This is a genomic window from Acidobacteriota bacterium (assembly GCA_009838525.1).
GTDB lineage: Bacteria > Acidobacteriota > Vicinamibacteria > Vicinamibacterales > UBA8438 > VXRJ01.
Map to the genome: position 1 here is coordinate 241737 of VXRJ01000010.1, position 22607 is coordinate 264343.

The 22607-nt window shown below is 69.0% G+C and carries 15 protein-coding genes; 9 read left to right on the top strand and 6 right to left on the bottom strand.

Annotation, left to right across the window (positions count from 1 at the left end; all coding sequences use genetic code 11):
* Window positions 1-4: 4 nt before the first annotated feature.
* Window positions 5-2191: a PQQ-binding-like beta-propeller repeat protein gene (locus F4Y45_02535; protein MXY23385.1), complete on the top strand. Its 2187-nt coding sequence runs from the start codon at window positions 5-7 to the stop codon at window positions 2189-2191.
* Window positions 2192-2198: 7 nt separating this feature from the next.
* Here the strand turns inward: F4Y45_02535 and F4Y45_02540 are convergent, their stop codons facing one another.
* The gene (locus F4Y45_02540) at window positions 2199-2705 is read right to left on the bottom strand and encodes a PIN domain-containing protein (protein MXY23386.1); all 507 of its coding nucleotides are present in this window, start codon (window positions 2703-2705) and stop codon (window positions 2199-2201) included.
* Window positions 2706-2914: 209 nt separating this feature from the next.
* Window positions 2915-4663, bottom strand: a complete 1749-nt coding sequence (locus F4Y45_02545; protein ID MXY23387.1) for a PQQ-binding-like beta-propeller repeat protein — start codon at window positions 4661-4663, stop codon at window positions 2915-2917.
* A gap of 56 nt (window positions 4664-4719) precedes the next feature.
* Here F4Y45_02545 and F4Y45_02550 point away from each other — a divergent pair, with 56 nt between their 5' ends.
* Both F4Y45_02550 and F4Y45_02555 read left to right on the top strand, forming a co-directional pair.
* Window positions 4720-6885 carry a PQQ-binding-like beta-propeller repeat protein gene (locus F4Y45_02550; protein ID MXY23388.1) on the top strand — a complete coding sequence of 722 codons (2166 nt, stop codon included), beginning with the start codon at window positions 4720-4722 and terminating at the stop codon, window positions 6883-6885.
* 7 nt (window positions 6886-6892) lie between these two features.
* A complete protein-coding gene (locus tag F4Y45_02555) occupies window positions 6893-8347 on the top strand; it encodes a hypothetical protein (GenBank protein ID MXY23389.1) in 1455 nt (484 codons plus the stop codon).
* Here F4Y45_02555 and F4Y45_02560 read toward each other — a convergent pair.
* Both F4Y45_02560 and F4Y45_02565 read right to left on the bottom strand, forming a co-directional pair.
* On the bottom strand, window positions 8344-9678 hold the full coding sequence (locus F4Y45_02560) for a DUF1552 domain-containing protein (protein MXY23390.1): 1335 nt from the start codon (window positions 9676-9678) through the stop codon (window positions 8344-8346). The two genes, F4Y45_02555 and F4Y45_02560, sit on opposite strands and share 4 nt — an antisense overlap.
* Before the next feature lie 36 nt (window positions 9679-9714).
* Entirely contained in the window at window positions 9715-12237 is a 2523-nt protein-coding gene (locus F4Y45_02565) for a DUF1592 domain-containing protein (GenBank protein MXY23391.1), read from the bottom strand.
* Window positions 12238-12412: 175 nt separating this feature from the next.
* Here F4Y45_02565 and F4Y45_02570 point away from each other — a divergent pair, with 175 nt between their 5' ends.
* Entirely contained in the window at window positions 12413-14179 is a 1767-nt protein-coding gene (locus F4Y45_02570; protein ID MXY23392.1) for a bifunctional metallophosphatase/5'-nucleotidase, read from the top strand.
* Window positions 14180-14210: 31 nt separating this feature from the next.
* Here the strand turns inward: F4Y45_02570 and F4Y45_02575 are convergent, their stop codons facing one another.
* Window positions 14211-15422, bottom strand: coding sequence for a hypothetical protein (locus F4Y45_02575; protein ID MXY23393.1), 1212 nt, complete (start codon window positions 15420-15422; stop codon window positions 14211-14213).
* Window positions 15423-15725: 303 nt separating this feature from the next.
* Between F4Y45_02575 and F4Y45_02580 the strand changes: the two genes are divergently transcribed.
* The gene (locus F4Y45_02580) at window positions 15726-16883 is read left to right on the top strand and encodes a PQQ-dependent sugar dehydrogenase (protein MXY23394.1); all 1158 of its coding nucleotides are present in this window, start codon (window positions 15726-15728) and stop codon (window positions 16881-16883) included.
* Window positions 16884-16929: 46 nt separating this feature from the next.
* Here F4Y45_02580 and F4Y45_02585 read toward each other — a convergent pair whose 3' ends face one another.
* Entirely contained in the window at window positions 16930-17994 is a 1065-nt protein-coding gene (locus F4Y45_02585) for a DUF3833 domain-containing protein (GenBank protein ID MXY23395.1), read from the bottom strand.
* A gap of 20 nt (window positions 17995-18014) precedes the next feature.
* On the opposite strand from F4Y45_02585, the gene F4Y45_02590 reads away from it, so the two are divergent.
* The 4 genes from F4Y45_02590 (at window position 18015) to F4Y45_02605 (ending at window position 22600) form a co-directional block, all read left to right on the top strand.
* Window positions 18015-19568, top strand: coding sequence for an amidohydrolase family protein (locus F4Y45_02590; GenBank protein ID MXY23396.1), 1554 nt, complete (start codon window positions 18015-18017; stop codon window positions 19566-19568).
* Between the two features lie 22 nt (window positions 19569-19590).
* The gene (locus F4Y45_02595) at window positions 19591-20397 is read left to right on the top strand and encodes a lysophospholipase (GenBank protein ID MXY23397.1); all 807 of its coding nucleotides are present in this window, start codon (window positions 19591-19593) and stop codon (window positions 20395-20397) included.
* 70 nt (window positions 20398-20467) lie between these two features.
* A complete protein-coding gene (locus F4Y45_02600) occupies window positions 20468-20902 on the top strand; it encodes a hypothetical protein (protein ID MXY23398.1) in 435 nt (144 codons plus the stop codon).
* A 75-nt stretch (window positions 20903-20977) separates the two neighbouring features.
* On the top strand, window positions 20978-22600 hold the full coding sequence (locus tag F4Y45_02605; GenBank protein MXY23399.1) for a solute:sodium symporter family transporter: 1623 nt from the start codon (window positions 20978-20980) through the stop codon (window positions 22598-22600).
* Window positions 22601-22607 lie beyond the last annotated feature (7 nt).

The window sequence follows — 22607 nt, forward strand, 5'->3', positions numbered from 1 at the left end:
CATCATGCCTGGATATCTGAGATCGCAGCACATCACCCGCGTCGTGGCAGTCGCCGTCGTTTTCGCCGCAGCCCTGCTGGCTGGGGCCACCGCGCAGGCGCAACGCCTGACCGGCACCGAGAACGGCGAATGGCGCTACCTCGGCGGCGACGCCGGGCACACCCGCTCGTCGGCCCTCGACCAGATCAACGGCAGCAACTTCTCGGATCTGGAGGTTGCCTGGATCTGGCGGGGGGACAACTTCGGCCCGAACCTCGATTACTTCAACCGCGCCACGCCGATCTACGTCGACGGCGTCGTGTACACGGTCGCGTCGCCCCGCCGGCAGGTCGTGGCGATCGATCCCGCGACCGGCGAGACGCTCTGGACGTTCCGCGAGCCGGAGACGGTCCGGCATCTCCGCTCACCCCGGCAGGCCTACGGCAAGGGCGTCGCCTACGCCGAGGTCAACGGCCGCGGCGTGATCTTCGTTACGAGCCCCGCCTTCTTCCTCTGGGCGCTCGACGCGGAGACGGGTCGCCCGCTCGAGAACTGGGGACGGCAGATTCCACTGGACGGCTTTCCGGCGAGCGGCGGCCTGGATCTGATCCCGCCTCTCGTCGAGGACTGGGGGCGCTGGCAGGACCGCTCCCCCAGCTACGACCCGGGCTACGGCATCCCGCGCGAGCTGGGGATGGTGACCAGTTCGTCGCCCCCGATCGTCGTGAACGGCGTCGTCGTCGTGCTCGTCGGGCATCAGCCGAGCTACGGCCAGACGCGGATCGAGAACGTTCCGGGCGATGTGATGGGCGTCGATGCCGCGACCGGCGAGGTGCTCTGGAAGTTCCACATGATCCCGCGGCCCGGCGAGTTCGGCCACGACACCTGGCACAACGATGCTTGGCAGTGGTCGGGCGACATGTCGACCTGGGCGCCGGCCGCCGCCGACCCGGAGCTGGGCCTCGTCTACCTGGTGACCAACGCGTCGACGGTGCAGAGCTATGCGGGGCACCGGCCGGGCGACAACCTCTTCGGCGGCTGCGTGCTCGCCCTCGACGTCCGGACCGGTGAACGGCGGTGGCACTTCCAGATCCACCGGAGCGATCAGTGGAACTACGACCTGCCGACCGCGCCGATCCTGATGGATCTGACGGTGGACGGCGAGACCATTCCGGCCCTGATCCAGAACACGAAGCAGGGACTGGTTTTCGCCTTCAACCGGGAGACGGGCGAGCCGATTTGGCCGATCGAGGACCGGGCGGTGATCCAGACCGAGGTGCCGGGCAACTACACCTCACCGATGCAGCCGTACCCGACCCGGCCGGAGCCGGTCGACCGGATCGTGACCGACGGCCTGACCGAGGAGTTCGTCATCGACTACACGCCGGAGCTCAAGCAGGAAGCGCTGGCGATCCTGGAGCATTACCGTGTCGGTGGGCTGTACGTGCCGGCCTTGCCGGAGAACCACACGAACGACGACTTCTACAACAACGTCGGCTGCCTCGGCGGCGGCAACGTCATTCCGCATCCGCCGGTCGCCGATCCGAGCACCGGGATGATGTTCAACTCGCACCGCCGAAGCTGCGGTGCGCCGTCGTTCATGCGGGCGACGGGCGGGGTCGACGAGGACGACCCGGACTACGCGCGGCCCGGCCCGGGCGGGGCCACGCCGAATTCAACGCCCACCACCGGCACGACGGTCGCCGCGTGGCTGCCGGGCGGCTTCCGGCGTCCCACTCCGGAGCAGGAGCCGTTCGTCTCGGTGACGGGTCTGCCGACGCTGGACGGCCTGCGCCTCTACAAGCCGATGGACAACCAGCTCACCGCGTACGAGATGAACACCGGAGACAAGGCCTGGTCGCTGCCGGTGGGCGAGACGGCCCAGGTGATCCGCGAGAATCCGCGGCTGGCGGGTATCGACATCCCCAACGCAGGAGGCGCCGGCTTCTCCATCCAGCTGGTGACCGGCGACCTCCTGGTGCAGACCCGTTCGCTCAGCGAGGGGACCCGGCAGATCGTGCCGGACGCCCCGCTGATGCTGCATGGCCGCGACAAGTACACCGGCGAGATCCTCGGAAGCGTCGAGCTCCCCGCCCCCGGGCAGTACGGCATGATGACTTACCTGCACGAAGGGAAGCAGTACATCGTCGTGCAGGTCGGCAGCATTCAGACTGGTTTCCCCGGCTCGCTCGTGGCCTACGCGCTGCCGTAGCCGTGCGTCACTCGGGCAAGCCGGGGACGAGGAACGCTCCGGGAATGCGTTCGTCGAGCGTGGCGAGTCTCGCCCCGTGCGCCTCGGCCAACTCCAGAAGGTGAGCGTCCGTCGTGCGGGACGCCTGAAAACACCACTCCGGGAACCTGTCGGCCGACTGGTCATCGGGCAGGAAGGCATGGTGCGCGCCGAGACTGTGCAACATGCCGGCCAGCGCGCCAGCTGCGGCGCGGACCGTGACGCGTCCCGCCGTGCGCTGAACCGACACACGCACGAACCCGAGTTCCGGGATCGGGGACGTGAACAACCTGGAGTCCCGGTGTTTCGCGGTAGCGGCGATCCACTTGGCGGTCTGCTCATGGGCGACATGATCGGACCACCCCCAGGCGACGAGAACGTTGACGTCCAGAAGGTACTTCACGGGAAGTCCGCGAGAAGCTCCCGCACCGTTTCTGTCGTCAGCGGCGGCTGATCCTCCGGGGCAGCGAAGATCATCGCGCCCGTATGCGGGCACCGCACGAGCTCTGGCGGGCCGGGCGCGGGCGCGGCCAGACGCGCCCGGCGCCGCAGGTACTCCGACAGGCTGACGCCTTCTTTCCTGGCCCGCGACCGGATCAGGCGAGCGTCCTCGGCACTGACCTTGAAGGAGACGGTCGGCATTTGGGTATTACGGTATTACCCTGCCGTCCGGCCCGTCAACCCGAGGGTACTCCCCCGACGCCGCTAGCGAAGCCGGAACACCCAGAGGATGTTGCCGCGCGGCGGCTGCTGGATCTCCGGGGTGACCATTCGGTACTGGACCCCGCCCCCGGCCGCGATGGCGATGTACTGCACGCCGTCGTGCATGTAGCTGACCGGGAAGCCGCCGGCGCTCGAATTGAGGATCTGCTCCCAGAGGACGTCGCCGGTCTCCGCGTCGAAGGCCCGGAAGCGCCGCGCGTCATCGGTGACGAACACCAGCCCACCACCCGTGGTCAGGACGGAACCGCCGATGCCGGCCCGCTGGCGATGGACCCACCGCGTCTCGCCGGTTGCCATGTCCATCGCGGTGAGCATGCCGACCTGCCCGTCGACGTCCGGGGCCACCTCGCGCGTGGCGCGCGCCGACCCGTGGTGGTAGCCCGTGCGGTCACGGAACTCGTTGAGGGTCAGGGTCATGCAGACGTTGTTGGTCGGTGCGTACAAGGCGTTGGTGCCCGGGTGATAGGCGGTCGCATTCCAGTTGATGCCGCCGGTCAGGCTCGGGCAGACGAAAACCGGCTCGCCGACCTGGGGAAACTTGAGGTCCTCGTTGAGGATCACGCGACGGCTCTCTGCATCGACGTCGGCGACCACGTTCTGCGCGTTCGTCGGCTCGGCCCAGAGAAACGCCCCGGTGGCGGCGTCGAGCGCCCAGACGATGCCGGTCTTGCCCGGGATGCCGGTCACGATCTTGCGCCGCGAGCCTGGGTTGATCCCGCCGTTCAGCCATTCCACCTCGTCGGGGTCCGGCGACACCTCGGTCTCGACCACGAGCCGGGCGTAGGGATGGTCGAGATCCCATTCGTCGTTCGGCGTGTGCTGGAAGTACCACACGATTTCGCCCGTGTCGGCGTCGATCGCGAGGGTCGAGTTGGTGTAGAGGACGTCCCCGTCGCCGGTGCCGCGCTGCACCGAGCCCCACGGAATCGGCACGCCGACGCCGGCGTAGATCAGGTTCAGCTCCGGGTCGTAGCTCGGCGCATTCCACGAGGAGCCGCCGCGCCGCAGCTCGTCAGGGATGTCACCCCAACTGTCGTAGCCGAACTCGCCGGCGCGGGGAATCGTGTACGTGCGCCACACCTCCTCGCCGGTCTCGGCGTCGTGGGCCGAGATCCAGCAGCGCGTATTGATGAAATAGCAACCCGACATTCCGGCCACCACCCGGCCCTTGATGATCTGCGGGCCGCCGGAATAGTGCTGGCCGACCTCCCAGTCGCCCACCGTCTCGTCCCACACCACCTCACCGGTGCGCGCGTCGAGCGCCACCAGGTGGGCGTCGTGGGTGCCGATGAACAGCTTGTCGTCGTAGAGCGTCCCGTTGCGGTTCGCGCAGGCGAGCGTTGCGGCGTGCTCGACCCGCGGCCGGCGATACTCCCACAGGCGGGTGCCGTCGCGAACGTCGAGCGCCTCGACGTAGTCGCACGCCTGCACCAGGAACATGATGCCGTCGTGCACGAGGGGCGTGGTCTCCTGCAGGCCTTCGGCCATGGTCCACGCCCAGGCGAGTTTCAGGTCGCCGACGTTGGTCGCGTCGATCTGGTCGAGAGGGCTGTGCCCCCAGTGGTTGTAGGTCCGCCGCCACATCAGCCAGTCGCTCGCCGGCGGGTCGACGAGCATCTGTTCGGTGACCGGCGTGTAGTCGTCGACGGGCGACTGTGCCGAAACGAGCGCTCCCGCGAGCAGGAGGCAGGCCGCGACTACGCCGAAGACGGGTCGAGGGAACGGTCGCATCGGCCGCGTGTTGCTCCTCAAAGTGCCGATGTCCCCGTCCGTCGGTTAAGCAGCAGATGTTTCATGACACGACTCCCTTCACGCACAAAGACGGAAAGTGTAACCGTTCAGGTATATCGTGGGGCGGACGGAGACCGAAGAAGGAGAGCGTCATGGTCACACGGAGACGTTGTCGCGCCGCCTGGTCTGTCACCGGAACGCTGGTCACGCTCGGGCTGGTCGCGGCCGGCCTCGCCGGCCAGGCCCCCGAGCCGGGGCGTGGCTATCCTTCGGCCGACTGGCCCTTCACCGGCGGAAACTGGTCCAGCTCGCGCTACTCGACGCTCGACGACATCTCGACCGCCACGGTCGAGCGCCTGGGCGCAGCGTGGGTGACGCGACTGCCCGGCGGCGCGGCGTCGCGCGCGACCGCGGTGACGCAGGATGGCGTCCTCTACCTGACGGGCGGCGCCAATGTCTTCGCGCTCGACGCGCGGACGGGCGAGCCGGTCTGGCGCTGGGAGCCGGACCCAGAGGCGGGGCGCGTGCCGTCGTGGCAGGGCGTCGCACTGGGCGGTGACCTGGTCTTTTTCGGGACGCGGAGCGGAGAAGTCGTCGCGCTGCGGAAGGAGTCCGGTGACGAGGTCTGGGCGACGCAGGCCGGCAACGACCCGCCGACGCCGGGCGAGACCGTGACGACGGCGCCGATGTACGCGCGCGGCAAGATCTTCGTCGGCGTCGCGAACGGCGACATTGGCGGGCAAGGGCGCATCCTCGCGCTCGACGCGGAGACGGGCGAGGTGGAGTGGAACTTCTTCGTCGTCCCGCGTCCGGGCGAGTTCGGCCACGACACCTGGCCGCAGGACAACGACAGTTGGACGTTCGGCGGCGGAGGCGTCTGGCTGGTCGGCACCGTCGATCCGGACCTGGGGATGGTCTACTTCTCGACCGGCAATCCGGTGCCGATGTTCGGCGGCGAGATCCGCGAAGGCGACAACCTGTTCACCGCGTCGGTCCTCGCACTCGACATGGAGACGGGCGAACGGCGGTGGCACTACCAGGTGGTCCGGCATGACATCTGGGACGCCGACATCGCCACGCCGCTGCTGCTGTACGACATGACGGTCGACGGGGAGCCGGTCAAGGGGGTTGCGGCGATGCGGGCCGACGGCTACCTGTTCTTCCTCGACCGCGAAACCGGCGAGCCGCTGCTGCCGATCGAGGAGCGTCCGGTGCCGCAGGATCCGCACCAGCGGACCGTACCCACGCAGCCGTTTCCCGTCCGGACCGAGAGCATCCTCCCGGAGTGCTCCTATTGGCGCGATCGCGTGCCGCCGCCCTTCCAACTCAACTGCAGCAGCTACACGCCGCCGTCGGTCGACGAGCAGACCGTCGTCGCGCCGGGCGTGCCGATTCCGCTGGTGCGGGTCACGCCGCTGGCGTTCTCGCCGCAGACCGGCCACATCTACGCGCAGGGACGGGCGCACGTCGGCCGCGCGCGTCGCTTCGAAGATCCGTTCGTCTGGAACACGGCCAGATTCCACCTGACCCTGCCGGACGCGGTCGGGATCCTCGCCGCCGTCGACACCCGCACCGGCAGCGTCGTCTGGAAGAAGGAGATGCCGAGCGCGTTTCTCGGCACGAGCGGTCCCCTCGTCACGGCCGGCGGCCTCCTGTTCCGGGGCTCCCCCGGCGGGCAGGTGGAGGCGTACGACATGCGGAACGGCGCGCGCCGCTGGGCGTTCCGGACCAGCGAGGAAGGCTCGCGGTTACGGCCCGGCCCCGCATCGACCTACGAGCTGGATGGGACGCAGTACATTGTCGTCCCGATGGGACCCGAGATCTGGGCGTTCACGCTCGACGGCACGGTGCCGGCGCGCGGCGAGCCGTCGCCGGATCCGCCGGTGGACGATCAGCCGAGCGGCCCCGCCCCGCGCGAGACGGATACCATCGAGACCGCCACGCTGCTCGAGAATCCACGGGGATCGGTCGGCGGCCGCCGCTACGCATTCGACGAACACAACTTCAACCCGGTCCGGGCCCGCGTCACGGCCGGCGACCTGATCCAGTTCACCAACAACGGCGAGATGACGCACACGGTGTCGGCGCGCGACGGAAGCTGGACCACCGGCACGCTCACGCCGGGGATGTCGGCCTACCTCACCTTCGACACGCCGGGCACGTTCCTCTACCACTGTGAAATTCATCCTTGGGCCGTGGGGGAGATCACCGTTGTTCCGTAAGATCACCATGGACTCTTGGAGGGCGAAGAGCGTGCATGTGAGAAAACTGGCCGGGTCGATGCTCCTGGCGCCGCTGCTGCTGGCCATGGCCGGCCTCGCCGCCGCCCAGGACACGCGGCTGCTAGACGCGGCCCGGGCGGCGGACTCGACGCAGGTGATCGCTCTGCTCGAACAGGGCGTTTCGGCGATTGCCCGGCAGGCGGACGGCGCGACCGCCCTGCACTGGGCTGCCCACTGGGACGACGCGGCGATGGCGGATGCGCTCGTTCGGGCCGGCGCGGATGTCGACGCGGCGAACGACTTCGGCGCCACGCCGCTCTGGCTGAGTTGCGTCAACGGCAGTGAGACGATGGTCGAGGTCCTGCTGGCGGCCGGCGCCGATGCGAACGCGGCGCTGCCCTCGGGCGAGACGGTGCTGATGACCGCGTCCCGCAGCGGTTCGGCAGAGGCGGTTCGCCTTCTCGTGTCACACGGGGCGGACGTGAACGCTCGCGAGCACACGCGCGGACAGACGGCGCTGATGTGGGCCGTGGCCCAGCAGCATCCCGACGTCGTGGAAGCGCTGGTCGCGCTCGGAGCGGACATCCATGTCCGCTCGGCCCCGCAGACCCGGCGCATCCACACGCGCACGGCCGGGTTCAATCCCTCCGGAGTCATCGATACCGTACTGGGCAGCAACACGCCTATCCTGTTCGCGGCTCGAACAGGCAACCTCGACGTCGCCAGGCATCTCGTGGCCGCCGGCGCCGACGTGAACGATACGGCGGCCACGGGAACGAGCGTCCTCGTCGTGGCGGCGCACAGCGGTCATTCCGCCTTGGCTCTGTTCCTCCTAGAGCAGGGCGCGGACCCGAACGCGGCCGAGGCCGGCTACTCCGCCCTGCACGCCGCCACGCTGCGCGGCGACGAGACGCTGGTGGCGGCGTTGCTGGCTCGCGGCGCGGATCCGAACGCTCCCGTGGTCCGCGGCAGCCAGGGCCGGCGCAACAGCCCGGACTACGTGCTGGAGCACGACGTGGTCGGCGCGACCCCCTTCTGGCTGGCCGCGCACTTCGCCGAGCCCGCCATAATGCGGGCGCTGGCCGACCATGGTGCTGAGCCGCACGTGGTCGTGGGGGACGGCACGACGCCCCTGATGGCGGCCGTCGCCGCCCGCCGCCGCAGAGAACCGGGGCTGGCCGCCGACCCGGCCGAGGACGAGCGGCTCGTGATGGAAGCGGCCAGGACGGCGATGGACGCGGGGATCGATGTCAATGCAGTGGACTCAGCCGGCAACACGGCGCTGCACATCGCGGCGTCGAGACGCCTCGACACCGTCGTCCAACTGCTTGCGGACCGGGGCGCCGAGCTGGATGCCCTGAACGACCAGGGGGAGACACCGCTCGCGCGAGCCCGTGGGCGCGGAGACGACGACAACAGCACCGTCGAGCTGCTGCGCCGCCTCGGGGCAACCGGCGGCTAGACGCCGGTCAGGCGCTCGGTGCTGAGCCTGCCGTCGCTCTTCCCCAGTCGCTCGACCGGTACGCCCAGCTTGTCCATCAGGGTCACCAGCAGATTCGGCATCAGCGGGTCGCCTTCATAGCGGATGTGGCGCCCGCCTTCGAGCTCGCCGGCGCAGCCCCCGAGCAGCAGGACCGGCAGATTGAGCGGGCTGTGCGCGTTGCTGTCCGACATGCCGCACCCATAGAGGAGCAGCATATTGTCGAGCAGCGATCCGTCGCCGTCCGGCGTCGCGCGGAGCTTCTCCAGGTAGCTGGCGAACATCGAGGCGTGGTACGCGTTGATCTTGGACATCGACGCGATCTTCTCGGGCTTGTACTCGTGGTGGGAGAGCGGGTGGTGCGCGTCGGCAATGCCGATTTCGGTGTAGGTCCTCGAGCTGACCTCACGTCCCAGCATGAACGAGGTCACACGGGTCAGATCAATCTGGTGCGCCAGGACCTGCAGGTCGAACATCAGCTCGACGTGCTCGGCGAACGTGGCCGGAATGCCCTCAGGCTGGGCCAGCTCGGGCATGTCGTAGTTCTGTCGCTGCTCCGCCCGCTGGATGCGACGCTCGATGTCCCGGACGCCCTCGAGGTACTCGTCCACCTTGAGGCCGTCGGCGGGCCCGACCTCTCGCTTGAGGTCGGCGGCCTTCCTGGTCACGGAGTCGAGAATCGAGCGGTCGCGTCGCATGCGGGCCCGGCGGACGGCGGGATCGGTGCTCCCGCTGTCCCCGAACATCTGCTCGAACACAACGCGCGGGTTGTTTTCCATCGGCAGAGGTGTCGTCCGGCTGCGCCAGCTGATGGTGTTGGTATAAACGCAGCTGTGGTTGCCGCTGCACTGGCCAGCGTTCGCCCGGCTGTCGATCGCCAGTTGCAGCGACGCCAGCTCGGTGTGCTGGCCGTACTCGCGGGCGAGCAGTTGGTCCATCGAGACGTCGGCGACCGGCGCGGTCTCGCCGGCGACGCCCGCCGCGCCGGTCAGAAACGTCGTCGACGCGCCGGCGTGGGCCGGAGTCCAGTAGCCTCGCAGACCCGAGACCACCGTGAGCTGGTCCCTGAAGGCCTCCAGCGGTTGGAGAATCGGCGTCATCTCGAACCCGCGCCCCTCCTCGGCCGGCGTCCAGTACTCCATCGCGATGCCGTTGGGGACGTAGACCACGCCGAAGCGCCTGGTGGGCGCGGCCGCGGTGCGCGACAAGGCCGACGCGGCGGGGACCATCGCGTCCAGCAACGGCAGGGCCACCGCGGCGCCCAACCCGCGCAGCACGGTGCGTCGAGGCAGCGACATCTTCTTGATGATCATGATGGGGACCTTGTGCGCCTTGGGGGATGTTAAGCGTCAGCGACCCTGAGGGTCCGGACTGCCGGCAACCCGTTCCGACTCGTCCGAACGAGCGCGGCGCCATTGAAACGGCGTGCTTTCCACGATGCCGAGCACGATCGACGACCAGCGATAGTCGTCGGTTGCGGCGTCGCGCAGGATCCGGCGCACCGCGGGACGGTCCGTGTACTCCAGCCCCCGCCCGAGCGCATACGCCAGCAGCTTCTCGGTGACGGCGGCGGCGAAGTCATCGCCCCGGCTCAACAGCACCCGCCTCAGCCCCGCCGGCCCCTCGAAAGCCTCGCCGCTGGGCATCGTCGCCGACGCGTCGATGGGCCGGCCGGCTTCGCTGGCGGCGCGCCAGAGGCCGATGGCGTCGTAGTTCTCGAGGGCGAAACCGAGGGGATCCATCGGCGCGTGACAGCCCGCGCAGGCGGGGTTGGCGCGATGCCGCTCGAGCCGGTCCCGGACCGATGCAGGCTCGCCCCCCTCGCCGCGGTCCGGCAGCCCCGGCACGTTCGGCGGCGGCTCGGGCGGCGGTGCTCCCAGGATGGTCTCGAGCAGCCACTTCCCGCGCACGACCGGCGACGTCCGGTTGGGATAGGAGGTCACCATCAGGAGGCCCCCGTGGCCGAGGAGGCCGCCGCGCGGATGGTCGCGGTCGAACGTCACCCGCCGGAAGCGGTCGCCGTAGACCCCCGGGATGCCGTAGTGCCGCGCGAGCCGCTCGTTGACGAACGTGTAGTTGGCGCTGAGCAGCTCCAGGAGGCTCCGGTCCTCGCGGAGGTTGCTGTCGACGAACAGCTCGGTCTCGCGCCGGAACGCCTCGCGCAGGTTCTCGTCGAACTCGGGATAGTCGGCCGACTCGCGCTCCTGCGACTCGAGGTTGCGCAGTCGCAGCCACTGGCTCGCGAAGTTGTCGACAAGGGCCCGCGAGCGGCCGTCGGCGAGCAGGCGGCGCGTCTGCCGCTCGAGCTCCGCCGGATCCTGGAGCCGCCCGTCGGCCGCGGCCTCGAGCAGCTCGTCGTCGGGGATGCTGCTCCACAGGAAGAACGACAGCCGCGACGCCAGCTCGAGGTCGGCGAGACGATAGGGCGTCCCTGGTGCGGCGCCCGCCGGATCGCGCTCGATGCGGAACAGGAACTCGGGGTCGACCAGCATCCGTTCCAGCGCGAACTGGATGCCGTCGTCGAAGCCGCCGTCGCGCCGCCCGGTGCGGAAGAAGTCGAGCAGCGCGTCGAGATCCCCATCGTCGACGGGCCGGCGATACGCCCGGCGGGCGAGCTTCTCGAGAATCCGGCCGGCGCAGGCCTGCTCCTCGTCGGCCGCGGCTCCCGCCGCGGGCCGGCAGGCGAAGATCTCGCGGCGGCTCGGCGTATCGCCGGGACCTTCCACGTTGTAGGGGCCGCCAATCGCGACCTGCTCCACCGCCGCGTCGTCGTCGTAGCGCTCGTCGACGAAGCGGCCGTAGCCCCGGTTGCGCGGCTGCAGCACGCCCTCCAGCTCCGACAGCCGCCGCACGAACGAGACGCCCACCGTCCGCTGGCCCGCCTTCGCCGGGAAGCGGACCTCCAGGTGAGAGTCGCCGGTGTTCATGTAGTACTCCCAGTCGGGGTCCCCGGCGATGTTCCCCGAGAAGCTCAGCGGGGCCATCTGCCCGACCGCGTCGGCGTCGCCGACCTCGAACCGCTCGACGAGGGCGCCGTCCACGCGCACGTCGAGTTCCTGAGGCGCTGCGAAGCCGAGGATGTAGTCCGAGAAGTTCCGGTGGAGGCGGATCCGGATCGTGTACTCGCCGTCGACGGGGAAGTAGTGCGGAATCGCGATGCCGCCGCGGGAGCCGAACGACAGCCGTTCGTCCTGCCGGTCGTTCTGGACCAGGCCGGGATGCACGCGGTAGGTCGCGACGGCGGGACCGACGGGGGGAATGCCGACGGCGAGGCGGCTGATCCGGCGCGCCGCCGAGAGGTATCGCGCCATCAGGTCCGGCGAGATCGAGAGCACGTCCCCGTTGTTGTCGAATCCGTGCTCGTAGGTGTCATCGGCCGGCAGCAGCTCGGCGACGTCGACGTCGACCGCGAGCAGATCGCGGACGGCGGCGTGGTACTCGGCCCGATTCAGGCGGTGGAACGATTCGCCGCGGCCCGGGTCCGGGCTGACCATGGCCACCGTGTCGATCTCAGTCTCGAGCCAGGAGGCGACGGCGCGGTACGTGTTCTCCGCGGGCCGCGGGTTCCCCGCGGGCGGCATGGTCCGCGCACGGAGCTTGAGGATGACCCGCTCCCAGGTCTCGGCGTCGGCGCCGACGTCGGCCAGGTCGTGGGCGTCGAGGGCCAGATCCGCCGTGCGCAACCTATCGTTGTGGCAGCGCACGCAGAAACCGTCGAGCGTCGCGCGAACCGACTCGGCGGAAGCGGGCTCCGCCGGCTCCGACGTCTGGGCGACAGCGATCTCCGGGCGGCCGAGGGCGGCCAGCACGCCGACCAGGACGGCCAGGATCCGGACCATCGAACGGGCTCGGGCCGCCACCAGCGCATGCACCCGCTGATGATAGTGCCGAATGGCCGAAGTCGAAAGTTCGGTGTCGCGCACTTCGCGCCAACGCGCTCCCGCGCTGGCTGCATCGTTACAATTGGCACCGACCACATTCCAGTCGCAAGTCCCAACACCCAGCGATACGAGTGTTGGCCGCACCAGGATAGTCACTCCGAAAGCGATGACTCGCCGATGCCTGTCGACGGTCGCCTCGGTTGCGCTCGTGGCGACCGCCGTTTCTCTGGCGGGATCGGTCGGGGCGACGCAGGTTCCTACCAGCGATCAGGACGGTGCGGCGGGGCGGGTGACGCTCTCCGTCGTCGGCACGACGGACCTGCACGGCCGGGTGTTTCCCAGCGATGGTCAGGGAGGCCTCGCACTGCTGGGCGGCTACCTGCGCAATCTGCGCGCGGCGCGAGCGACAGACGGAGGTGCGGTGCTGCTGCTGGACGCGGGCGACACCTTCGAGGGCGGGATTGCTTCCAACATCTCCGAGGGAGCCCTGGTCGTCGATGCCTACAACGCGCTCGGCTACAACGCGCTCGCCATCGGCAACCACGAGTTCGACTACGGGGCGATCGACACCGTAGCCGGCGGCGGCAGCGGCGCGCCGGACCCGCGCGGGGCGCTCAAGGCGGCAGCCGCGCGCGCCCGGTTTCCGTTTCTGGCGGCGAACCTGATCGACGCGTCGACCGGGCGCGTGCCGGACTGGCCGAACGTGCGGCCGTCCACGCTGGTCGAAGCGGCGGGCCTGCGCGTGGGCATCGTCGGCGTCATGACCCGCGACGGTCTGACGAGGACGCTCGCCGCCAATGTCCAGGGGCTGGACACGACGGCTCTCGGACCCGTCGTCGAGGACGAGGCGCGGCGCCTGCGCGAGCGGGGCGCCGACTTGGTGCTGGTTCTGGCACACGCTGGTGGCGCGTGCTTCGAGTTCGACGATCCCGCCGACCTGTCGTCGTGTGACGACGATGCCGAGATCTTCGGGCTGGCCCGGCGGCTGCCACCGGGTCTCGTCGATGCGATCGTCGCCGGACACTCCCATCGGGCGGTGGCGCACCAGGTCGCGGGCATCCCGATCATCCAGGCCTATTCGCGGGGTAGCGCGTTCGCGCGGGTCGATCTGACCGTCGAGCGCGCCGTGGGGGTCGTCGCCGCGCGGCTCTTTCCTCCCCAGGCGGTCTGCGCCGCCGTCGCCGCGGACGGGTGGTCCTGCGCGGCCGGTGGCGACGGGAGGCCAGCGGTTTACGAGGATGCGCCGGTCCGGCCCGACGCGTCAGTCGTCGCCGCGATGCAACCGGAGCTCGAGCGCGTGAACCGCTGGCGCGCCGAGCCGGTGGGCATAACCCTGGAAGCACCCGTCCCGCGGAACCGGGACGGCGCCGAGTCGCCCCTTGGCAACCTTTTCGCGGATGCGTTCCTGGCCGCCGTCCCGCACGCCGACCTCGCGATCGGCATGGGAGCCAGGCGCGGCGGATTGCGTGGGGACCTGCCGGCCGGCGCGCTCACGCGGGGGCAGCTCTACGACGTGTTTGCCTTCGACAATCGAATCGCCGTCCTGACGATGACGGGAGCACAGCTGCAGCAGGCGTTGGCTGGCGAGCTGGCGCGCGAGCGGGTACGCAATCCGCGAGGGATGCCGAGCGTGTCGGGAGTCCGCGTCAGGCTGACGTGCGCTGGCGTCGGCCGGCAATTCGAGATCGTCCGGCTAACGGGAGCACCGATCCATCCGGAAGAAACGATAGTCGTGGCGGCCACGGACTTCTTCGCCCGGCGCGCCGCACGCAACGTCGACGCCGTCTCACCGGGGGCGGCGCTGGCGTCGGCCCCGCTCGTCCGGGAGGCCGTCTCCCATTGGCTCACCGCTCGCGGCGGACGAATCAGCCCCGCCGACTTCGCGACGCCGCCGCGCTGGGAACTTCCCGACGGTGGAGCCTGCCTCGATTGACCGGCGCGCCCCGCACGGGCACGACGCCCGGCTATTGAGCGACCGCGTACTTCGTGAACGCCCCACCCGCGAAGCGGAGTGAGTTCGGACCCTCGGCGGCGAACACGTTGCCGTCCGCGTCGACCGCGACGCCTTCGCCGGCCGCGCCCTGGTACGGCCGTGTCTCCGCTTCGAACGGCGGGATATAACCCGTGATGCGGTCCTCGCTCACATGCCCGATGCGCACGCCGTTCACCCAGTTCGGATGGCTGGTCGGGCTCGATTCCGAGTCGATCGCATACAGCATGTCGTCCTCGGTGATGAAGATGCCGCTGATGCGTCCGTAGGAGTAGAGGGAGTCCAGGTAGTTGCCGTCCTGATCGAAGATCTCGATACGGTGGTTGCCGCGGTCCGCGACGAAGAGGCGCCCCTGGGAATCGAACGCCAGCGCGTGGGGAGTCCGGAACTCACCGTGCAGCGTGCCGATGCGGCCCCACTCCTTGATGAACGTGCCGTCGGGGGCGAACTTCAGGATGCGGCCGGTGGCCCCCGCCTCGCGCCCCGCCTCAATCGCCTGGTTGGTGGTCATGCCCTGGCCGCCGTGGCCGTCCGCGACGTAGATGCTGCCGTCCGGCCCGGTGACGACGTCGTTCGGCTGGTTGAACTGATTCGGCCCGCTCCCCGGCTGGCCCGGCGTGCCGAGGCTCATGAGGAGCTCGCCGTCGGGACTGAACTTGTGGACCTGGTGACCCTTGGTCCCTTCCTGGTTGCCCACGAAGTCGGTCACCCACACGTTGCCGTCGGCGTCCACGTGGATACCGTGCGGCGTCATCATCACACCGCCGCCGAAGTTCGCCAGTACTTCCCCGGTGTGGCGGTCGAACTTGAAGATCGGATCGACGGGGTTGGAATCGCAGTTGACCGGCACGCCGCCTCCGAAGGAGCCGGCGCCGCAGCGCTCGTACGCCCAGACGTGGCCGTCGTGCGGGTCGATATCGATCCCGGCGGTCGACCCCCACTCCCGGCCCTCGGGCAGCTCGCCCCAATTCGCAATCACGGTCGCGGTCGGATTGGGCAGGCCCTCACCCGTGATCGTGTTGCCATTCACCGGGTCCGGAGCCGCGGCGGATTCGGCCGGCGTTTCCGTCGCGCCGGCGCACCCGGCCAGCACGAGAGCGCCGCAGAACAGGAACGTGGACATCAGATATCGTGACGACATGGCATCTCTCCCATCGAATTCACGGTTCGTGATTTCTGGCCCCATGGTAGCCCGAAACCCCCGGCTCGCAGCTATCGTCGCGTTGGGCCGACGGTGACCGATGGCTTCACGGGGAGTGCGCCCGACCTTGGAGCGCTGGAGGTCGGTGTCGCCGAGCCGCACTATGGACCTCGCGGGGCGACGGCCGGCTGAGGAGGGCCGCAGCAGGTCCGGTGTGCGCCAGCGGGCAAACCGTGCGCTCCCAGGTAAGCGCCGCGCCCGCTGTCGCTGTCTGTATCCATACGACCATTTCGGGAACGGGGCCTGTTTCGACAGGTACCGTGACGCCCGCGCTACAGGAGTTTCAAGATGATCCGTACCGCCTTCGCCGGCGCCACCGTGGCGTTGACCCTCGTCGGAACCCAGATCGCCGCCCAGGAGATTCACCGGTCCGCCTATCACGACTATCGCGCCGTAACCGTCGTCGACGGCCTCGAAGTGCCCTGGTCCATCACGTGGCTGCCGAACGGCGACCTGCTTGTCACCGAACGCCCGGGGCGGCTTCGCATCGTTCGCGATGGGGCCCTGCTGCCCGATCCGGTTCCGGGTGTGCCGGAGGTCGTCGCGGAGGGGCAGGGCGGTCTGTTCGACGTGCTCCCGCACCCTGACTTTGCCACCAACCGCCTGCTGTATCTGAGCTACGCCCGGCCGACGCCGGAGGGTTCGACGACGGCGGTCATCAGAGGCCGGTTCGAGGACGATCGGCTCACCGACGTCGTCGACGTTTTCGAGGCGCAATCACAAGGCCGTGGTCACTACGGGGGCCGGCTCGCCTGGAACCACGACGGCTACCTTTTCGTCTCCGTGGGCGATCGGATGGCGCGCCCGGCCGGCGATCTGGGCGCGCACCCCGCGCAGGACCTGTCGAACCACCATGGCGTTACCCTTCGCCTCCACGACGATGGCCGCGTCCCGGACGACAACCCGTTCGCCGGGCAGGGTGATGCCCTGCCCGAGATCTGGAGCTACGGACACCGGAACGCGCAGGGGCTGCTCGTGCACCCGGAGACCGGCGATCTTTGGGTGAACGAACACGGCCCGCAGGGTGGCGACGAACTCAACCTGGTACAACCCGGCCGGAACTACGGCTGGCCGGTGGTCGGCTACGGCGTGAACTACAGGAGCGGGTCGGCCATCCATGCCGGGACCCACGGCGAGGGCATGGAATCGCCGTCGCATTTCTGGGTCCCTTCGATCGGCACGTCCGGCCTGATGGTCTACACGGGCGACCGGTTCCCGGAATGGCAGGGCAGCTTCTTCAATGGCGGGCTGTCGGGGCAACAGCTCGCACGCCTCACGCCAAGTGTCGACCAGCCGGGGCAGATAGAACAGGAAGAGACGCTGGCCTACGGGATCGGCAGGGTCCGGGACGTCCGGCAGGGGCCGGACGGCTACATCTACTTGGCGGTCGAGGAACGTGAAGGGCCGGGCTGGATCGTGCGGCTCGAACCGGTGGCCCGCCAGTAGCGGTCCCGCGGTGGGCGCGCTGGCCGACGGGGCCCGATCCCTTCGCCTACCGTCCCGCGGCCGCGTCGGCCTCCGCCTTGCGATTGCCGGCCAGCATGTTCTCCAGGCCGTAGTTGCCCTCGTGGCAGGCGAACTCGAAGATCGGCAGCTCGCTCCGCAGCATCGGCAGCTCGACCGACCACGGCTGCTCCCAGGTGTCAGGGTCGGTCACCGTGAACCGGTAGATCAGCGTGTTGGCGTCCACCCGCGTGAAGCGCTCAACGAGCGTCCGGCTGCGGCTCGTGTTCCGCCACGTGTTATGCCTCTCGGGGTCGTTGAAGTTCACCGTTTCGACGACCAGCGTGTCGCCTTCCCAGCGGCCGCGCGAATCGCCGACGAACTGCCGGACGCCGACCGCTGGCGCGGGACGCCCGTCGAGGGGGATGACCCGGACCGTGTGCATCATCTCGTTCATGATGGCGACGTGGTCCGGCGTCTGGAACAACTGCATATTGTTGTTGTAGACGCCCGGCAGCATCGGCGGCCCCGCGTTGCCGCTCATCAGGCAGCGGTCGGAGTTGCTGTAGTCGAGATGGGACTCCGCCGAGCCGACGGTGTCGCTGAAGGACGAGCGGGCGCCCATCGTGCGCGCGCGCTCCTGGCCCGCCTCCGTTAGCGACGGCATGCGGCCGTCCGGCGGGTAGACGATCAGCGACGTGCGCCGGGTGCTGACGGCGGTCGTGCCCCAGTCGAACCAGAAGATGTTGTACGAACCAGTCTGCCCCTGAAGGCTGGGGTGATCGGGCGAGTCGAGCCACCGGCCGGGGCGATCGCCCGCGGTCGGAATGGCGACCGTGCGCTGCGCCGGCCGCTCTTCCATCGCCTGAATCCGTGCGCGCTCGCGCTCCGCGATTTCCGCCGCTTGCTCCTCGGTCAGGAACTCCTGGTCGGCGAATTGCTCGGGACGCTCCAGCGGTGTGCGTGTCTTGTACTCCCAGACACCCCCGAGGTCCGGCTGGCCCCAGGCGGTGCGCGGCGCCGGGTCGGGCTCCGTCTGCCCGGACGCGGAAAGGGGGATCAGCAGCGCCGCGACGGCAACGATGGATGTAACCGTGACAGTGAGGTTCCGCATCTCTCTTCCTCCAACCGCGGATGGACAACTCCGCGCCTCGTGAACCGCCGGCATGCCGCAAGAATACAGCCCGGAGCAGCCACGGATCGACCGGAGAATCCGCCCGTTCGGGACCGCGGATCGGCTGTGCTATGTTGCGAGGAGACGGTCCGGGGCGACGCGGGATTGTGGGCGTGCTGAATGAGAGGTTTGCCATGAGAAGACTTCATCTACTGGCAGCAGGACTGGCGCTGGTCTTCGCTGGGTGCGGAGGCGGAGCGCCGGACGAGAGCGCGGCGCCCGAGGGGGCCGGCAGCCTCGCGCTTGTGGGAGCGCAGTTGATTGACGCGACCGGCGGCGCGCCGGTCGCCGACTCGGTGGTCGTCGTTCGCGACGGCCGGATCGAGAGCGCCGGCCCGCGGGACACAACTCCCGTACCCGACGGCGCGGAGACGCTCGACCTGACCGGCAAGACGATCATGCCCGGCCTTGTGAACCTGCATGTGCACTATCGGGAGGGACCGGAGGAGATCGAGCGCCAGTTCCGGTCGCAGCTCCACTACGGCGTGACCACCGCGCGGAGCACCGGTAGTGACACGCCGGAGCGGGTCGCCTACCTGCTCGGGGCCGCCGGCCGCGCCGACGCCCCCCGGACCTACACGGCGGGGATGGGTTTCTCCTACCCCGGCGGCTTCAACGCGGCCGGCAGGAATGCTCCTACCACGGAAGAGGAAGCTCGGGCGCTGGTGCGGGACCAAGTCGCGCTCGGCGTGCATTTCATCAAGATGTGGGTGAACGAGGTCGCTGAGCCGGGCCTGAAGATCCCGCCGGAGATACGCGCGGCGATCATCGACGAGGCGGTGGCGAACGGCGCCATCCCCGTCGCCCACATCGACGACGAGGCCGACGGCCGCCAGCTCGTCGAGGCCGGCCTGTGGGACTTCCTGCACAGCACCGTGCTGACCTTCGGGCCGGGCTCCGGCGTCCCCATGGACGATCCCGAACCCTCGGCCGAGTTCATCCGGATGTGCCTGGACAACGACGTCTACTTCACCCCGACCCTGTCCATCGTCCAGAACCGCTGGCACTTCGCCGAGCATCCGGAGCTGCTCGACGACCTCGAGCTGCGCGCCGCGTTCGAGATGTTCAACCCGGATGCACTGGCCGGCTGGGACGACGCGGCACGCCGGGCGGAGGTGCTCGAGGACCCGGGATTCGAAGACCGCAAGGCTGCGTTCCGGCAGCTTCTGGACTTCGTGAAGACGATGCACGACGCCGGGGTCTCGGTCGCGATGGGCAACGACGCCGGCACCCCGAACGTGCCGTTCGGCTGGGGCATGCACCACGAGATGGAGATGTACGTCGAGGCAGGCCTGACCCCGATGGACGCCATCGTTGCGGCGACCGCCACCGGCGCGGCTCAGATGCCCCCGGTGGGCGAAGCCGACTTCGGCACCATCGAGGCGGGCAAGGTCGCCGACCTGATGGTGCTGAACGCCGATCCGCTCGCCGACATCGGCAACACACTGGACATCGACCGGGTCATGCGGCTCGGCGAGTGGGTGGACCGGTCGGCGTTGCCGCCGGCGCCGTAGCCGGAACGCCTTGGCCTTCCGCATGGCGTATGAGCTGGAGGTCATCTCACGGGGAGGCGGTGGCGCGTCGCGCTATCCGCCACTGTTGTTCGTCCACGGCCTGGGTCACGCCGCGTGGTGCTGGGCCGAGCACTTTCTGGACTTCTTCGCGGAGCGCGGCTTCGATGCCAGCGCGCTGAGCCTCCGCGGCCACGGCGCGAGCGGCGGCCGCGACCGGCTGCGGTGGGCGTCCATTGCCGACTACGTGAACGACGTCGAGCAGGTGGCGGCGGGCCTGCCGCGCAAACCCGTAGTGATCGGACACTCCATGGGCGGGCTCATCGTGCAGCGCTACCTGGAGCGGCACGACCCGTCGGCGGCGGTTCTCCTCGCACCGGTGCCTCCCGGCGGGATGTTCCTCCAGACGGCGCGGCTGTTTCTCGCCAATCCGCGGCTGATGCTGAACGTGTTCCTGACGACCGATCCCGGCAAGCTGTTCTCCCCGCCCGAACGCGCCAGGAAGCTCCTCTTCTCGCGGGATCTTGGCGAGAAGGCGGCGCGTCGCTACGCGGCCCAGCTCGGGCGCGAGTCGTTTCGCGCGGGCCTGGACGTGACCTACCTGCGGCCCGATCCGGCACGCGTCCGCGGCACGCCGATGCTGGTCCTGGGAGCGGAACGCGACCGCCTGATTCCCACGCGCGACGTGATGCGCACGGCCGAGGCCTACGGCGCCGAGTTACGGATACTGCCCAATCTCGCACACGACGTGATGCTGGACACCGGATGGCGCCAGGCGGCCGACGTCCTGCTGGAGTGGCTGGTGCGCACGCTGGAGGGACGGAGAGTCTAGTGCCGGGCCCGTCAGCGCTGGCGACGTTCCTATGCCATGTCAGAATAGGACGCCAGCGTTCGACGGAGTGATGATGCGGTTCACCATCGGTTTCTTTGTCGTTCTGTTTGCTGCATCCCTTGCGTTCGCCCAGCGACCCACTGTCGTCCAAGGGTGCGTCGTTGTCGACACGGAGGTGCGGTTGTGGCCGACTGACGATCCGCAGCGCCTCGACGGTGGCAGCGGTCGTTTTCTTCTGTTGGCCGACGATGACCTCCTGGACGAGATCTCCCTGCACGAAGGGGACGAAATCGAAGTGACCGGCCATATCAACCCGTCCCCACCTGAACCGAGCGTGGCGCCGCCGATTCTGCCGCCACCGGGCGGCGGCCTTCCCGGCGTGGGGAGGCCGGGCAACCCTCAAGTTTCGGTGTCCGAGCGAAGTTACGACCGCCGGGCTCCCGAGGATGTGTTTGTCGTCGAGGAGTTCGAGATAGTCCGACCCGGGTGCCGCGGTCGTTTCTGACGCCCCTCAGCGGGCCGTCATCCCGCGAGTAGCCGTTGCAGACGCACCACTTCATCCGTCAGCGAGGATACCGACGTGCTTGTGACTACCGTGTCATTCCTGGGCTTCACCCTACTGGTCGCGGTGATTTCCTATGTCTGCACGCGACGCGACCGGATGACGACCTGGGACGCGTACTTCCTTGGAGGCCGCAGCCTGTCGGCTTGGGTCATTGCGGGCTCGCTGATGCTCACCAACCTCTCGACGGAGCACCTGATCGGTCTGAACGGGGACGCCTTCAACCACACCATCGCCGTCACCGCCTGGGAGACGACCGCGGCGATCGCGATGGTCGCGACCGCGCTCTTCTTTCTGCCCCGCTACTTGCGCATGGGCCTGTCGACGATACCGGAGTACCTTGCCGCCCGCTACGACAGGGCCACCGGCGTGATCGCCGCGAGCGTGTTCCTGTTCTCGTACGTGCTCGCGATCCTGCCCGTTGTGCTGCTGTCCGGGGCCACCGGCATCGACAGCCTGTTCGGCTTGCAGGAGGCGTTCGGCCTGAACCAGGCGCAGGTGATCTGGCTCCTTGTCTGGGGCGTCGGAACGCTCGGTTCGCTCTACGCGATTCTCGGGGGCCTCAAGGCTGTGGCGATCTCGGACACGATCAACGGCGTCGGGTTCCTCGTGGGAGGCCTGTTGATCCCGCTGCTGGCGCTGATCCAGATCGGAAACGGGAGTCCCTGGGCGGGACTGGAGACCGTGTACGTGGAGGAGCGTCCGAAGTTCGACATCACGGGCGACGAACCGGGGTCGTTCCTGCCATTCGGCGCCTTGTTCACGGGTATGGTCGTCAATCAGGTCTTCGCCTGGTGCACCGGCCAGCAGTTCATCCAGCGCGGCCTGGGAGCCAGGAGTCTCAAGGAAGGGCAGAAGGGAGTCCTGATCGCAGCGTGTTTCAAGCTGGTGGGCCCTCTCGTCGTCGTGCTGCCGGGTGTGATCGCGTACCACATGTTCAAGGACACGCTAGGGCCCGAGGACTACCTGCTGGCCTACCCCACGCTCGTGAAGGCGGTCCTGCCGGACTGGCTGACCGGCTTCTTCGCCGCGGTCATGGTCGGTGCCGTGCTGAGCACGTTCAACAGCGTGCTGAACTCGTCGGCCACGCTGTTCTGCCGTGACATCTACGGTTCGGTCCTGCGGCCGCGTGCCTCCCCGCGCGAGTTCGTCCATGCGGGACGCGCCTGCAGCATCGCGCTTGCGGTAGGCGCGATGCTCGTCGCGCCGCTACTCGACACGTCGGGCAGCCTGTACAACTACCTGCAGACGATCAATGCTGCGTTCTTCGGTCCGATGCTCGCCGTGATTCTGCTGGGCATGTTCTCGGCGCGGGTTTCGGCGTTTGCGGCCAAGGCGAGCCTGATCGGCGGCCCGGTGCTGTTCTTCCTGACGGTCTTCACGTTCGACGATCCCGTGCAGTCGTTCCTGCAGGGCGTGTTGGGTACGAACGACGAAATCCACTTCCTGCATTTCCTCGCGATCGTCTTCGTCGCGGTGGCCGCGTTCATGCTGGTTTCCGCCAGGCTCCGGCCCGCCCGAAGCCGTGGCACAGAGCCTGGCGCGGCACCCGTGGACATGACGCCCTGGAAGCACGCGAAAGCGATGGGGGTCTTCGTGAGCGTCTGCTCGATCGCCTGCTATCTGCTGCTCGCGCAGTGAACGGGCG